We start from the raw sequence: 13,677 nt of genomic DNA, 5'->3' as shown, positions 1-13,677 counted from the left end.
GCTCGCCCGGAACTCGGATCGAACCCGTCGGACATTGTCGGACACGCGCGCTGGGCCGACAAGGGTACGGTGGGGTGCTTCACCGGACTTGCTGTTGCGCATCCGGCAGGGTTCGCACCAGCCACTGCTTCGGCAGATCTACCAGCCCCACGGCTTGGAAGCGGTCGACCACGCGGAACGCACACACATGCTTGGCATCGGCGAGGATGCCGAGCCCGCGGTGGTCATTGATCGCGATACGCCACTTGTACTCGCCCGCGAGCAACTGAATCCGCGGGAAACGGACGATGACTTCGCCGGCGGGCGCTGCCGCATAGGGTGGCAGGCCCTCCATCAGCGTCGTGGTGCCATAGATGTAGAAGTCGTCATGGCGGTAAAGATTCACGACGAAGCTGATCTCGCTGGGAAAGGCGGTATCCAGCGCGACGTATCGCATGCGGAGCTGGATGTCCTGCCCGCTCTGCACCTCGGTCAGGCGCTGGCCGGCCGGGTTTTCGAGATGCACTTCCGTGATGCGGAAAGGTTGGCCGGGTGGGGGCGGCGGCGTGGCGGGTTCACTGGCGCCGTCGGTCGGGGTACGGCTGGCCGCGTTGACGCGCTCCATATCGGTGATGTACCGGTCGATGACTTCTTCGGCCTTACCGTAGGCGACGCGTTCGCCGCCGCGCAGGTAGATGGCGCGCTGGCAGATCGATTTCACCAGGTACGGATCATGCGAGACGAAGAGGATCGTGCAGCCGGAGTCGCGAATCTTGTAGAAACGCTCCACGCATTTCCGCTGGAACGCGGCATCACCGACCGCGAGGATTTCATCGACGATCAGGATTTCGGGATCGACATGAATCGCGACGGAGAATGCGAGCCGCGCGTGCATGCCGCTGGAGTAGGTGCGCACGGGCTGGTCGATGAAGGTGCCGATGTCCGCGAAGGCCTCGATGGCGGCGAAGCGCTCGTGGATCTCGTGATCACGCATGCCCAGCAGGGCGGCGTTGAGGTAGACGTTTTCTCGCCCGGTGAACTCGGGATTGAAGCCGCTGCCCAGTTCGAGCAGCGCGGCGACGCGGCCCCGCACCGACAATTCCCCGGTCGTGGGGGTCACCGTTCCGCAGATAAGCTGCAGCAGCGTCGATTTGCCGGCGCCGTTGCGTCCGATGATTCCCACGGTCTCGCCGCGGTAGACCTCGAGGTCGACCCCGTGGAGAGCCCAGAACTCCTGGTAGTAATTCCGCCGGCCGCGGAACAGCATCTGCTTCAGCCGGTCGATCGGCCGGTGATAGATGGTGTACGCCTTGCCCAGTCCGCGGGCGGCGATCACGCAGTCAGAGGACATCGGCGAAGCCCTTGCGGGTCTTGTTGAACCACATGAAGCCGAGCCACGCGACCCCCCACGCCAGCCCGGTGTGAAACAGCAGCGCCCGCCAACTCGGCCACACCCCTTTGAAAAGAGCGCCCCGGGCCTCTTCAATGGCCACGGCGAACGGGCTCAGCTTGTACACGATGTGCACGATTCGGGCCAGCCGACTGGGGGTCGGCGGCTCCGGCACGACGGCGTGCTCGATCCCAGCGGCGGTGTCGGCGGGGGCCTCCGCCGCTGGCACGGGCGGCGGCACCTTTCCGACGCGATTCAGCAGCACCTCGAGCGGATAGAAGACGGGGTTCAGGTACATCACGATCATCACGAGCACGGGGACGAACTGCTGAAAGTCACGCAGATACACGCCGACCGACGACAGGAACCACGTGAGCCCCAGGGTCAGCAGGATCAGTGGCAGCAATGCGAAGGGGGCGGCGATCGCGGTCAACGGTGGGATGCCGACGAAAACCAGGTACCCCACGAGCAGCGCGACCGAGCTGACCGCGGCATTGAAGAGCGCGACCAGCAGCGTAACCCAGGCGATGATCTCCAGTGGAAAAACAACCTTCTTGATGTAGGCGACTCGCTCGATCATCAGCCCCGGTGCGCGGTTGACGCACTCCGCGAACACGTTGAACAGGATCAGCCCGGTGAACAGCACGATCGCAAACACGCCCCGACCTTCGACAGGCACATCCCAGCGCAGCCCGAAGATCACCGAGAATACAAAGGTGTACACGGCCAGCAGCAGCAACGGCACGATCAGGGACCAGGTGAGTCCGAGGATCGAGCCACGGTAGCGGGTTTCGATCTCACGCGTCGCCAGGCGCTGGATCAGGCGCCGCTCCCGCCAGCCGCAGGTGAGCACCTCGAGCGGGTTGCACAGGATGCGACCAACATATCGGGCGGGTTGTCCGGCGACGGCCATGGAGTCGATTTCCTTCCGCGTGGCCAGCCCGAGACCGGGGACAACCGGGGCGGCACGCCAGCCGGTCATCGGTCCGCAGGTCAAACTGGGCGGCGGACACGGTGCCCACAGACCGCCCGGCGCGCCGGCCGACGGCGGCGGGCAGCGGTCGGAATCGTAGGGGGCGCAGGGGTCAGGACGCAAGCGTAAGGGGCATACACGGATCGCCCGCGGCGCGCAAAACCGGTGCGCGGCTTGACAAGTATGGCACACTTCCGGACAATGCTATCCGATAGGTGCTGATACGTCGCAGGTGTGCTGTGAAAAATTGCACAGCACATGGCGAAGGCCCGCCGAAGGCGTTGGCCGGTGAGGTTGGCCCATGAGGTTTCTCGAGAATTTCGGGCAGGGCTGCGGCAACTGCCACCATGGGGAGGGCTGCGGTGTCGACGTCGAGGCGGCCCGTGACGTGGATCTGGAGTGCCGCACGCAACATGGTGTGTCCCTGGCGCTGGCTACAGCACTTGTCTTCATCGTGCCCCTGGCGGCCGCATTGGCAGGCGCCTGGTGTTTGCCTTGGCTCTCACCCGTCTTGGGGGAGGTCGAGCTTGCCACGGCCGGGGGTGCGGTGGCCGGCTTCCTGATCGGCGTGGGGGCGGTTCGATTCCTGTTCCGGTGGTTCCGGCCGCGGCCGGTTGTGACGGAGGCGACGGAATGATCGCCACGCTGATAGAACGGTTGTCAGGGCTGAAGGCCTTTCCCCGCGGAATTCACCCGCCGCATCGCAAGCATTATTCGGAGCACGTGCCGATTGCGCTCTTCGAGCCACAAGGCGAGTTGCTGATCCCGATGTCGCAGCACTTGGGACCACCATGCCTGCCGATCATCAAGGCGCGCGACGAGGTGACCTACGGGCAGAAGATCGCGGAAATCGACCACCCCATCTCGGCACCGATCCACAGCTCCGTGACGGGTAAGTCAGGTATGGTTGCGGTCACCTTGCTGCCCGGGCCCGGTGGACGGCGGTGTGATGCGATCCCGATTACGCCCGCGGCCGAGGGGGCCGTACCGCCGGATTTCCTGGCAACCTTCCTTGACCGCAACTGGGACGGTGTGGAGCCCGCATCGTTCGACCCGGAGCTGATTCTCCAGCGCATCCGTAACGCGGGCCTGGTGGGCATGGGCGGAGCGACGTTTCCGACGTACTTCAAACTGAAGCGCAACCCGGCCCAGCCGGTGGATACGCTCGTGCTCAATGGGGCGGAATGTGAGCCGTACCTGACCGCAGATCATCGGCTGATGCTCGAGTGTCCGGAAGCGATTGTGGTGGGCATGCAGCTCGCGATGCACGCGGCCGGCGCGACCCGTGGGATTATTGCGATCGAGCAGAACAAGCCGGATGCGATTGAGGCGCTGCGCAAGGTAAGCGCCGGGCGCCCGGGACTGGAAGTGGCCATCTGTGCAACGAAGTACCCGATGGGCGGCGAACGGCAACTCATCCCGGCCGTAACGGGGCGGGTTGTGCCGAGCGCACCCAAGGGGCTGCCGCTCAACGTGGGAGTTGTGGTGATCAATGTCTCGACCGCCCACGCAATCGCCCGGGCCGTCGTGCATGAGGCCCCGTTCACGCATCGCGTGGTCACGGTAACGGGTCTGGGCGTGGAGCGGCCGGGCAATTTCCTGGTGCCGATCGGCACGAAGTTCTCTGAGCTGATCGAGCGGGCGGCCGGTGGTGTGACGGCCGCAGCCCTGAAGGTGCTCGCCGGCGGGCCGATGATGGGGCCGACGGTGCCGAACCTGGACGTTCCGGTGACGAAAGGGGTGGGCGGCATCACCGTGATGATCGAGGAGGAGACGGCGCACTGGCACGAAGGGGCCTGCATCCGCTGTGGCCGGTGCATCGACAACTGCCCATTGTTCCTCTCGCCGACGAAGATAGCGCACGCGATCAAGCACCGCGAGTACCAGCTCGCGATCGACTTCGACATGCAGGCCTGCTGTGAATGCGGCTGCTGCTCGTACGTTTGTCCGGCCCAGATCCCGTTGGCGCAATACATCCGGGCCGGAAAGAACCAGTGGCGCCAGATCCAGATGACCAAAAAGTAAAGTTGCCGAGTGCGGCCGGTGGCGGCGCGGGGCGGCGTTCGCTGACCGGTGACGGGCTGCCGCAGCCCGGGAAGGATCCGCAGATGAGCGAAACACCGGTTCCGGCCAAGCCGACGGCCCTGCCGATTCGTGCGGACGGCCCGCGTGGCTTCCTGGTGAGTTCACCCCCGCACGTCGCGGCGGGGGATACGACGCAGCGCATCATGTTCGATGTAGCGCTGGCGATGCTGCCGTTGCTGGCCGCGGCGATTCTGTACTTTGGAATCGGGGCACTCGTCCTCGTGGTGGTGACGACGGCGGGTTGCCTTGCGGCCGAGGCGGCGGGCAACTGGCTGCGCGGCCGCAGCCAGGCCTCGCTGGTCGACGGGTCGGCCCTGGTAACCGGGATGATTCTCGCGTTCTCGCTGCCGCCGGTGCGCGAAGGTGGTCTGAACTACTACATGGGTTTTCTGGGCGGGGCGGTGGCGATCGGGTTGGCGAAGTCGGCCTTTGGCGGCCTGGGGAACAACCTGTTCAACCCCGCCATGGTCGGTCGGGCGTTCCTGATGATCTGCTTCCCGGCCGCGCTGGGCGTCTGGACGGAGCCAGGGACGGGCCGGCTGATCGGCGACCCGAACATCGACGCGATCACGATGGCCACGCCGCTCCAGATCGTGAAGCAGTCCAAGCCGGAGTATGTTCCACCGAGCACGGGCGATCTGTTCGTCGGGAAGGTGGGCGGCTGCATTGGCGAGACCAGTGCGCTGGCAGCATTACTCGGCGGCTTGTACCTCGTCCTGCGACGGCGCGCGGACTGGCGCCAGCCGGTGTTCGTCCTGCTGGGTGTGCTCGCGGTCACATTGGGCGTGTATGTCGTGTGGCCGGGGGAAGTCGACGCGAAACTGCTGCCGGCACTGGCGGAAGCGAACGCGGCCGGCGAGCTGGCGTTCCGGTCAGGGCTGGGTTTGGCGGATACGTTGCGGATCGCGTGGACCGGCGCGGGCTACCAGTTGCTAAGCGGCGCCCTGTTATTCGGGGCGTTCTTCATCGCAACGGATTACGTGGGTGCGCCGGTCAACCCGCTGGGGCGTATCCTTTTCGGCCTGGGTGTCGGCGTATTGATTGCGGTGATTCGGCTATTTGGGGCGTATCCTGAGGGGCTGATGTTCGCGATCCTGATCATGAATGCCCTGACACCGCTGATCGAGCGGGTGACGACACCGACACCGTTTGGTGGGCATGTGAAGGCGTAGATGAGTTGAGAAAGGCGGTTACGCCGTGCAGAAGTTCATGCGGGAATCGTGGTTGGTCCTGGTACTGGGAACGGTCTTCGCCATGTTGCTGGCGGGCGCCCAGGCCCAGCTCCAGCCGCTGATCGATCAGAACCGGGCGGCGGTACTGAGCGAAGCGATTGCGGAGGTTGTGCCGGCGATGGACGCGGCCCGACCGCCGGAGAAGCTCGTGGTGGACCGGAATGACGTCTACCGGTGCTTCGACTCCAGTGGCCAGATCGCGGGTTACGCCGTGCGGGCTTTCGGGCCGGGGTTCGTCGATCGCATCACGCTGGTTGTGGGATTGAGCCCCGAACTCGACCGTGTGCTGGGTGTGCGGGTGATCGAGCACAGCGAGACGCCCGGCCTCGGCACGAAGATCAATCCCGGCTACCCGTTTCCGGAGCAGTTTCGCGAAAAGGGTGCCGACGTAAAGCTCGTCGTCGAGAAGCGTCCACCCCGGGCCCCGCAGGAGGTCGAAGCGATTACGGGCGCGACCTGGTCGAGTGTCTACGTCACCGACATCGTGAATGACGTCAACCAGCGCGTGCGCCCGGCCCTGCAGGCGCTGCTCGCGGCCGAGCCGGAAGGGAGCCGTTGATGCCCGCCACCACGACTCATTTCCAGCAGTTTCGCAGTGGGCTGCTCGACAACAACCCGGTATTGGTGCAGCTCCTCGGGATGTGCCCGGTACTGGCCGTGACGAGCAGCGTGGAGAATGGCCTGGTGATGGGGGGCGCCGCGACGTTCGTCGTCGTGATGTCGAACCTGATCACGAGTCTGCTGCGCAAGCTGATCCAGCCCCATGTGCGCATTCTCGTCTTCACGCTGACGATCGCGACGTTCGTGACCATCGCGGACCTGGTCCTCAAGGCATTCGTGTACGACGTGGCGATGAAGCTCGGGGCGTTCATCCCGCTGATCATCGTGAACTGCATGATCATCGCGCGGGCGGAAGTCGTGGCGATGAAGAACGGGGTGGCGCGTTCGCTCGCCGACGCCTTCGGCATCGGCCTGGGCTTCACGGGCGCGCTGCTGATTCTGGGCGCTGTGCGGGAACTCCTGGGGGCGGGCACGCTGCTCAACTTTGCGGTGCTGCCGGCGAGCTTCGAGCCGCACAAGTGGATCATCATGATCCTGCCGCCGGGGGCCTTCCTCACGCTGGGCGTGATCGTCGGGGTGGTGAACTGGCTGCGGCAGCGCGGCCGGGGAGGTGCGTAATGGACCTCGGGCAGATGGCGGCCATCTTTCTCGGTGTCGTGCTGGTCAACAACCTGGTGTTGTCGGGTTTTCTCGGCATCTGCCCGTTCCTGGGCGTGTCGCGGAAGATCGACATGGCCTTCGGGATGGGCTGCGCGGTGACCTTCGTGATCACCGTGGCGGGTGCGGTGACGTGGACCATCATGCACGGCATCCTCGAACCGCTCAGTGCGCTGCTCTTCCGTGACGCGGCGGGTGAGCCGATCCGTACCGGGCTGAACGTGCTGCAGTACGTGGCGTTCATCATGGTGATTGCTTCGATGGTGCAGCTCGTCGAGATGTACCTGAAGAAGTTCTTCCCGCCGCTGTACACCGCGTTGGGGGTCTTTCTGCCGCTGATCACGACGAACTGCGCGATCATGGGCGCCTGCCTGTACATCTACATGAAGCCCGAGACGCAGCCGTTCATCAACGCACTGACGTACGCCTTCGGCGGCGGGATCGGCTTTACCATTGCGATCGTGATGATGGCGGGCATCCGCGAGCACCTGCGCTTCAGCGATATTCCCAAGCCCCTGCAAGGGGCTGGCATCACGTTGCTGACCGCGGGGATTCTCGCGCTGGCGTTCGGCGGCTTCGCCGGACTCGGGAAGTAGGCCGCAGGCCGTGGCCCGCGCGGCCGCGGAGGAGTGTGTCGCATGTTACTGACCGTCGCCATGGCCGCGGTGATTCTTTTCGCCCTCACGCTGGTCTTCGCGACCCTGCTGGGGATCGCCAAAGACAAACTGCGCGTGGACGAGGACCCGCGCATTGCCGAGGTGAACGAGGCGCTGCCGGCCGCGAACTGCGGTGGCTGTGGTTTCGCCGGCTGTGCAGACTTCGCCAAGGCGGTGGTCGAGCAGCGCGTCGCGTGCAGCGGTTGCCCGGTAGGCGGGTCGGAAACGGCCACGCGCATTGCCGAAATCCTCGGCGTGGAAGTGATCGAGACGGCCCCGTACCGCGTGGTGATCAAGTGCGGCGCGCGCACCGAGGACAAGCTCGGGGGCGTGCAGTATGACGGTGTGCGGAGCTGTGTCGAGGCGAACGTGGTCGGCACGACGCAGGCGTGCGTTTACGGCTGTCTCGGGTACGGGGACTGCTGCACGGCCTGCGACTTCGATGCGCTGCATATGCAGGCGGGGCGGCCGGTCGTCGACTACGACAAATGCACCGGCTGCGGTGCATGTGTGACGGCCTGCCCACGCGACCTGATCGAGCGCATCCCGTTCAAGCAGGAGCGCATGCTGGTCGTGGCCTGCAACAACCACGAGCCCGCCAAGGCGGTCAAGGCCGTCTGCAAGGTCGGGTGCATTGGCTGCAAGATGTGCGAACGGCTGGCGAAGGGCATCTTCGTGGTGACGGACAACGTGGCGCACATCGACTACGAGACGTACACGGGCGCGGAGACGCCGGAGATCCAGAAGGTGCTCGACAAGTGCCCGGCCGAGGTGCTGGTCTACTTCGGTAAGCCGCGCCCGGAGCAGGCGGAGCCGGAGGCCGTCACAGAAGGCGCGTCGGCGGAGCGGGAAGCCGAGGCCTGAGCGGACGTGAGCCGGTGAGGTTGGCCGAAGGGATTAAACCTTCCGCGTGGCGTTCGGCTGGCCGACTTCCTTCGGCTGGCCGCCGGTCAGGCCATAGTCGGTCACCGGCGGGTTCTTCCGCGGCTTGGCGTCCCTGGTCATCTCGAAGACGTGCAGGAGCTTCTCCTTGTCGAAGATCAGCTCCTCGCGCGTGCGGCCGACAAGTTCGTAGTGCGGGGTCAGCTCGATCGCATCGACCGGGCAGGCCTCCTCGCACATGCCGCAGTAGATGCAGCGCAGCTCGTCGATGTCGAACTTGACGGGGTACTTCTCGCGATCGGGCCAGGGGCTCTCGCCGGCCTCGATGTGGATGCAGTGGGCCGGGCAGGCGGTGCTGCACATGAAGCAGGCCACGCAGGCGACGCGGCCGTCCGGATCCTTGTTGAGCCGGTGCACGCCGCGGTAGTTCTCCGTGCGGACCAGCCGCTTCTGCTCGGGATACTGGGTGACGGTTTCGTGGCGCCGCTTGACGTTGAAAGTGTGACGCAGGGTGGTACGGAGCCCGTCGAGGATCTGCGGCAGGTAGAGCCGCTCGGCGGGCGTCAATTGCGGGGGTTCGAGAACGACGATGTCCTGCTCACGCATGCCTGCACCTGTCTGCTGCGGGGGCGCCGAGCGCCGCGAGTCGCTATCCTGCCGGGGCCGATCAGACGCCTGATGCGGCCCGTGTCCTCTGATCCTAGCGCGCTGCCGCCGGCCGCACTTCCGGGGTGGGCAGGTCGGTTTGCCGGCCGGTGACGGGACTCCCGGCCCGGGCGACGACCAGCAGGGTGATGACGATCGTGAGGAGGTTGACGCCCAGCGCCGCCCACCAGACGCGCTGGAGGTTGAATGCGACCAGGACTGCAATCAGCGCCACGAGGAGGATGCCGATCGGCACGAGTCCCTGCCACGTGATCCGCATGAGCTGGTCAAAGCGGAAGCGCGGGATCGTCCAGCGGATGAACATGAAGAAGGCGATCAACACGGTGATCTTGGCCAGGAAGGCGCCGAACTTGATGAGCATCGCCCACCAGCTCACGTTCCAGGCGGTCGGCTCGATCGTGCCGTCCGGCAGAGTGGAGTAGAAGGACACGAACGGGAGCGGGGCCCAGCCGCCGAGGAAGATGGCTGCGATGAAGGCGCTCGCCGTGATCATGTGGGCGTATTCACCCAGGAAAAACAGGGCGAAACGCATGGAGCTGTACTCGGTGTGGAAGCCGCCGACGAGTTCCTGCTCGGCCTCGGCGAGGTCGAACGGGGCCCGGTTGCCTTCGGCAAACGCCCCGATCAGCAGCAGCAGGAACGGCACTGGGTAGAGGAAGATGTACCAGATGCCGCTGGCGGCCTGCTGGTTCACCATCTCGTCCAGTCGCAGCGTGCCGGTCGCGAGCAGCATGCAGAGCAGCGCGAGGCCGATGGGCAGCTCGTAGCTGATCATCTGGGCGGTAGCCCGCATGCCGCCGTAGAACGAGTACTTGTTGTTGCTTGCGTAACCCGCGAGCACGATGCCGTAGACCCCCAGCGATCCCACCGCCACAATCCACAGCACGCCGATGTTGAGCGCTGCGGCCTGCGTGCTCAGCGGGGTGGCGCTGGCCGGCATCCACGGCCACACGACGTAACCAGCCCACGGGATGATCGCGAAACCGAGCAGCGCGGTGATCATCGCTACGATCGGCGCGAGGGTGAAGATCGGCTTGTCGACGTGGTGCGGTGTGATGTCTTCCTTGAGGAAGAACTTGAGACCGTCCGCGATGGGCTGGAGCCAGCCCCAGTAGCCGACGCGGTTCGGACCGTGCCGGTCCTGGGTGAAGCTGGCGATCTTCCGTTCGGCGAGAATGCACACCGCGCAGCCGTTCAGGATGATGAACAGCATCGTCCCCATCACCACGAGCGGGAACCAGAAAGGATCCGCGAGAACCTGCTGTACGACGGACCACTGGACGAGGGTCCAGATGCCCACCACGGTGGCAGCGGGGCCCGCGACAACGACGAGGAACAGCAACAGCAGCGGGCTGCGGAGGGTTCGTTCCACCCGGTTGACTGTCAAATCCATCATGATGGCTCTACTTGTACCGCGGGGGTGGGGCGGTGTTAAGGGGGCCAAAACGGTTGCCGCCGCCGACTCAGTGAGCGTGCTCGGGCAGCGGGCGCGGTTCGAAAACATCACCCAGCGCGGGGACCGCAGCAGCCACGCTGGCACGCACCTTGTGCGATCGGAAGAGTCCCTCACCGCCGGCGAGCTCGAAGAGGAACTGGCCGTCCGGCTTGACGCCTTCGAGCGGGGGGATGGCCCGGTCGAAGGCCTGTAGCAAGCCGTCGCAGTTCATGAAAGTGCCTTCCCGCTCCGCCCAGGAGGCCGCGGGAATCTGGACCGTGGCGCTGGCGTCGAGACCCGAGGGGAAGAGGTCGTGCACGGCGAGGAAGGGAACCTTCCGCAGCGCCGTCACCGCCCGATCGTCCACCCACGCTTCCGGGTACCCGGCCGTGACGTACGCGGCCGCGACCTGGCCCTCGACCGCGCGGCCCAGGAACTCGGCGAAGGTGGACTGCGGTCCGCCGAAATGGGCGAGCACGGTCTCGATGCCCCTCCGGTTGGGGCACTTCTCGGCCATGATCTTGAAGCCCTTCGGGAAACACCGGTCCTGACCGGTGACCGGGACGTGACCGAGTACGAGGGTGGCCTGCGGAGCAAGGTCGCGGATGAACTGGGCGAGCAGCCAGGCCTCTTCACAACTCAGCATCGGACTGAGTACGGCGGCGACGCGCGCTCCACCGTCGCCGGCGGCCGCCTGCTCGATCCGGGAGCGCAGCAGGTCGGGCAGCGCTTCCCACGCCACCGGGGCGAGCGCCGTGCCGTTCCGGGTACGCGGCTGGGACAGGCGGTCCGCGCGATAGATGAATTTCCAGCCGAACCGGGCTTCGTCACTGATCCACCATTCGTTGACGCGCTCGTTGAAGCGCGGCCGGATGCGGTGAATGCCCTCGGCGTTGTGGTCGATCCAGATGGTCTGGCCCCGACTGTCGACCGGGCTGACGGACTTGGCGTGCTTCAGCAGCCAGACGCGCTGCTTGAAGAGGAAGCCCTTGTCGAGCAGGGCGCCGACCGGGCAGAGATCGACGACGTTGCCCTGGAGCGCGTTCGCGAGGGGCGCACCGGGGAAGACGTCGATCTCCCCGCGGCTGCCGCGGTTGATGACCTTGAGCTCGCCGGTTCCGGCGATCTCGTCGGTGAAGCGGACGCAGCGTGAGCAGAGCACGCAGCGGTCCTGGTAGAGCAGGGTGTGCGGGCCAATGTCCTTCTTCGGGTTCTTGTACTTCTCCTCGACCATGCGGGAAGTGGCGGGTCCGCCGGACTCGGTGTAGTCCTGGAGGTAGCACTCGCCGGCCTTGTCGCAGACCGGGCAGTCCAGCGGGTGGTTGAGAAGGTAGTACTCCATCACGTGCTTGACGTTGTCGCGGACGCGCTCCGTATTGAAGCGGACCTCCATGCCGTCCTTCACCGGTGTCTGGCAGGAGGGGAAGAGCTTCGGCACCCAGACGAGCTCTTTCGTCCGGGGGTCGGGCATCTTCATCTCCATGAGGCAGAGGCGGCAACTCGCGACGATCGACAAGCCGGGATGGTAGCAGTAATGGGGAATGTCCTGACCGGCTTCGAGGGCGGCCTGCAAGACCGGGATGTTCTCCCGGCAGGCAACTTCCTGTCCATCGATGATGATCTTCGGCATGACTCGCGACTGCCTTGTGTGCTCGCTGGAGGAGCGGCCTGCACAGAACGCTAGTGTGCTGCGCCCGCGTACTTCTCCGGATGATAAAAAGTCCCGCCCGTCGGAGCGACGGCACGACCTTGCAGGATCGGCAGGTCGTAGGCAGCGGGGTTGATCCGTTGGATGTATTTCGCCGCGGCGTCCGGCGCCTGGGCGGCGATGTGGGCCTCGAACTCGCGGCGGAACTTCTGGACAAGAGTGCGGAGCGGCCACGCGGCCCCATCCGGCAGGCCGCAGATGCTCATCCCGGGCATCATGCCCATGTTGCGCGTGATCTCCTCGATCAGGTCGAGGTCGAGCACCCGGCCGGCCCCGGCGCGGATCCGTTCCGCGATGCGCTGCATCCAGGCGGTCCCCTCGCGGCACTGCGTACACTGCCCGCAGGATTCGTGGGAATAGAACCGGGCGACGTTGCGCAGGACGTCTCGCATATCCGTGTCTTCGTTCACGACCACCAGGGCGGCCGTGCCGAGCCCCAGCAGGTCGTACCGCCGCACATCGTCGAAGTCGAGCCGGCAGTCCAACTCGTCGTAGTCCCTGGCAAGCTCGACCTGGCCGGCCTCGGGGTGGCGGGGAAAGATGTCGCCCCGGATCACACCCATCGAGAGGCCCCCCGGGAAGACCGCCTTCACCTTCCGTCCGCCGCGCATGCCCTGGCCGAAATCCTGGCCGTAGATCAACTCGCGGACGCTGACTCCCAGCGGGGCCTCGTAGCAGCCCGGACGGTTCACCGGGCCGCTCACGCAATACATCTTCGGGCCTTTGGAGTTTTCGGTTCCGATTGACAGCCACCAGTCGACGCCACGCGTCAGAATGTGCGGCAGGCAGGCCAGCGTCTCCACGTTGTTTACAACGGTTGGCTGGCGGAAGGCGCCCTCGACGGCGGGGAAGGGCGGCTTGATACGGGGCCAGCCACGCTTGCCCTCCAGACTTTCGATGAGTCCGGTCTCTTCCCCGCAGACGTACGCCCCGGCGCCGCGGTGGATGTAGCACTCGAGGTTGTAGCCGCTCCCGAGGATGTTCTGTCCGAAATAACCGGCGGCATAGGCCTCATCCAGGGCCTTCTGCAGGATGTGGAACTGCTCGGTGAACTCGCCCCGCATGTAGATGTAGGCCACCGTCGTGCGCGTGGCGTAACCCGCGATCAGGATGCCTTCGAGCAGCATGTGCGGGTCGGTTTCGATCGTAATGCGGTTGCAGAAGGTCGGCGGTTCAGACTCGTCGGCGTTGATGCACAGGTAGGTGACCTTGCGATCCTTCGGCAGAAACGTCCACTTCACGCCGGCCGGAAAGCCCGCGCCACCGCGGCCGCGCAGGTTCGCTTTCTTCACCAGCTCGACCAGCTCGTCCGCGGTCATCTGGAGCGCTTTGGCTGCGCCGGTGTAGCCACCGGCCTGTTGGTAGACCTGCAGAGAGGTGCTGTTGGGCACGCGGTAATGACGCATCAGGACGGGTTCGAAGGCCATGATGGCTTCCTCTCGCGGGGTACGGC

Annotated in this window: 13 protein-coding genes; 7 read left to right on the top strand and 6 right to left on the bottom strand. The window is 65.5% G+C overall.

The window, feature by feature from the left end; genetic code table 11:
* Positions 1 to 79: 79 nt before the first annotated feature.
* Both IPM18_02710 and IPM18_02705 read right to left on the bottom strand, forming a co-directional pair.
* A complete protein-coding gene (locus IPM18_02710; protein MBK9118500.1) occupies positions 80 to 1,330 on the bottom strand; it encodes an ABC transporter ATP-binding protein in 1,251 nt (416 codons plus the stop codon).
* Entirely contained in the window at positions 1,320 to 2,351 is a 1,032-nt protein-coding gene (locus IPM18_02705) for an ABC transporter permease (GenBank protein MBK9118499.1), read from the bottom strand. Before IPM18_02705 ends, IPM18_02710 begins: the two co-directional genes overlap by 11 nt.
* 292 nt (positions 2,352 to 2,643) lie before the next feature.
* Between IPM18_02705 and IPM18_02700 the strand changes: the two genes are divergently transcribed.
* The 7 genes from IPM18_02700 (at position 2,644) to IPM18_02670 (ending at position 8,397) form a co-directional block, all read left to right on the top strand.
* Positions 2,644 to 2,979 carry a SoxR reducing system RseC family protein gene (locus IPM18_02700; GenBank protein MBK9118498.1) on the top strand — a complete coding sequence of 112 codons (336 nt, stop codon included), beginning with the start codon at positions 2,644 to 2,646 and terminating at the stop codon, positions 2,977 to 2,979.
* Positions 2,976 to 4,367 carry an electron transport complex subunit RsxC gene (gene rsxC / locus IPM18_02695; GenBank protein ID MBK9118497.1) on the top strand — a complete coding sequence of 464 codons (1,392 nt, stop codon included), beginning with the start codon at positions 2,976 to 2,978 and terminating at the stop codon, positions 4,365 to 4,367. Before IPM18_02700 ends, rsxC begins: the two co-directional genes overlap by 4 nt.
* An 83-nt stretch (positions 4,368 to 4,450) precedes the next feature.
* Positions 4,451 to 5,599, top strand: coding sequence for an RnfABCDGE type electron transport complex subunit D (locus IPM18_02690; protein MBK9118496.1), 1,149 nt, complete (start codon positions 4,451 to 4,453; stop codon positions 5,597 to 5,599).
* Positions 5,600 to 5,624: 25 nt separating this feature from the next.
* Positions 5,625 to 6,218: an FMN-binding protein gene (locus IPM18_02685; GenBank protein MBK9118495.1), complete on the top strand. Its 594-nt coding sequence runs from the start codon at positions 5,625 to 5,627 to the stop codon at positions 6,216 to 6,218.
* Positions 6,218 to 6,838, top strand: a complete 621-nt coding sequence (gene rsxE / locus IPM18_02680; protein MBK9118494.1) for an electron transport complex subunit RsxE — start codon at positions 6,218 to 6,220, stop codon at positions 6,836 to 6,838. The genes IPM18_02685 and rsxE overlap by 1 nt, the downstream gene beginning before the upstream one ends.
* On the top strand, positions 6,838 to 7,473 hold the full coding sequence (locus IPM18_02675) for an electron transport complex subunit RsxA (protein ID MBK9118493.1): 636 nt from the start codon (positions 6,838 to 6,840) through the stop codon (positions 7,471 to 7,473). The genes rsxE and IPM18_02675 overlap by 1 nt, the downstream gene beginning before the upstream one ends.
* Positions 7,474 to 7,515: 42 nt before the next feature.
* The gene (locus tag IPM18_02670) at positions 7,516 to 8,397 is read left to right on the top strand and encodes an RnfABCDGE type electron transport complex subunit B (protein ID MBK9118492.1); all 882 of its coding nucleotides are present in this window, start codon (positions 7,516 to 7,518) and stop codon (positions 8,395 to 8,397) included.
* Between the two features lie 33 nt (positions 8,398 to 8,430).
* On the opposite strand, the gene IPM18_02665 is transcribed toward IPM18_02670, so the two are convergent.
* The 4 genes from IPM18_02665 to nuoF all read right to left on the bottom strand — a co-directional run bounded on the left by IPM18_02665 (position 8,431) and on the right by nuoF (position 13,651).
* Positions 8,431 to 9,021, bottom strand: coding sequence for an NADH-quinone oxidoreductase subunit I (locus tag IPM18_02665; GenBank protein ID MBK9118491.1), 591 nt, complete (start codon positions 9,019 to 9,021; stop codon positions 8,431 to 8,433).
* A 94-nt stretch (positions 9,022 to 9,115) separates the two neighbouring features.
* On the bottom strand, positions 9,116 to 10,477 hold the full coding sequence (nuoH, locus tag IPM18_02660; protein MBK9118490.1) for an NADH-quinone oxidoreductase subunit NuoH: 1,362 nt from the start codon (positions 10,475 to 10,477) through the stop codon (positions 9,116 to 9,118).
* Between the two features lie 67 nt (positions 10,478 to 10,544).
* The gene (locus IPM18_02655) at positions 10,545 to 12,146 is read right to left on the bottom strand and encodes a (2Fe-2S)-binding protein (GenBank protein MBK9118489.1); all 1,602 of its coding nucleotides are present in this window, start codon (positions 12,144 to 12,146) and stop codon (positions 10,545 to 10,547) included.
* A 50-nt stretch (positions 12,147 to 12,196) separates the two neighbouring features.
* Positions 12,197 to 13,651, bottom strand: coding sequence for an NADH-quinone oxidoreductase subunit NuoF (nuoF, locus tag IPM18_02650; GenBank protein ID MBK9118488.1), 1,455 nt, complete (start codon positions 13,649 to 13,651; stop codon positions 12,197 to 12,199).
* Positions 13,652 to 13,677: the final 26 nt, after the last annotated feature.

This window comes from Phycisphaerales bacterium (assembly GCA_016716475.1).
In the GTDB taxonomy this organism is placed as follows: domain Bacteria; phylum Planctomycetota; class Phycisphaerae; order UBA1845; family Fen-1342; genus JADJWG01.
The sequence above is the reverse complement of the archived record's forward strand: the minus strand, read 5'-3'. Positions and strand labels throughout refer to the sequence as shown.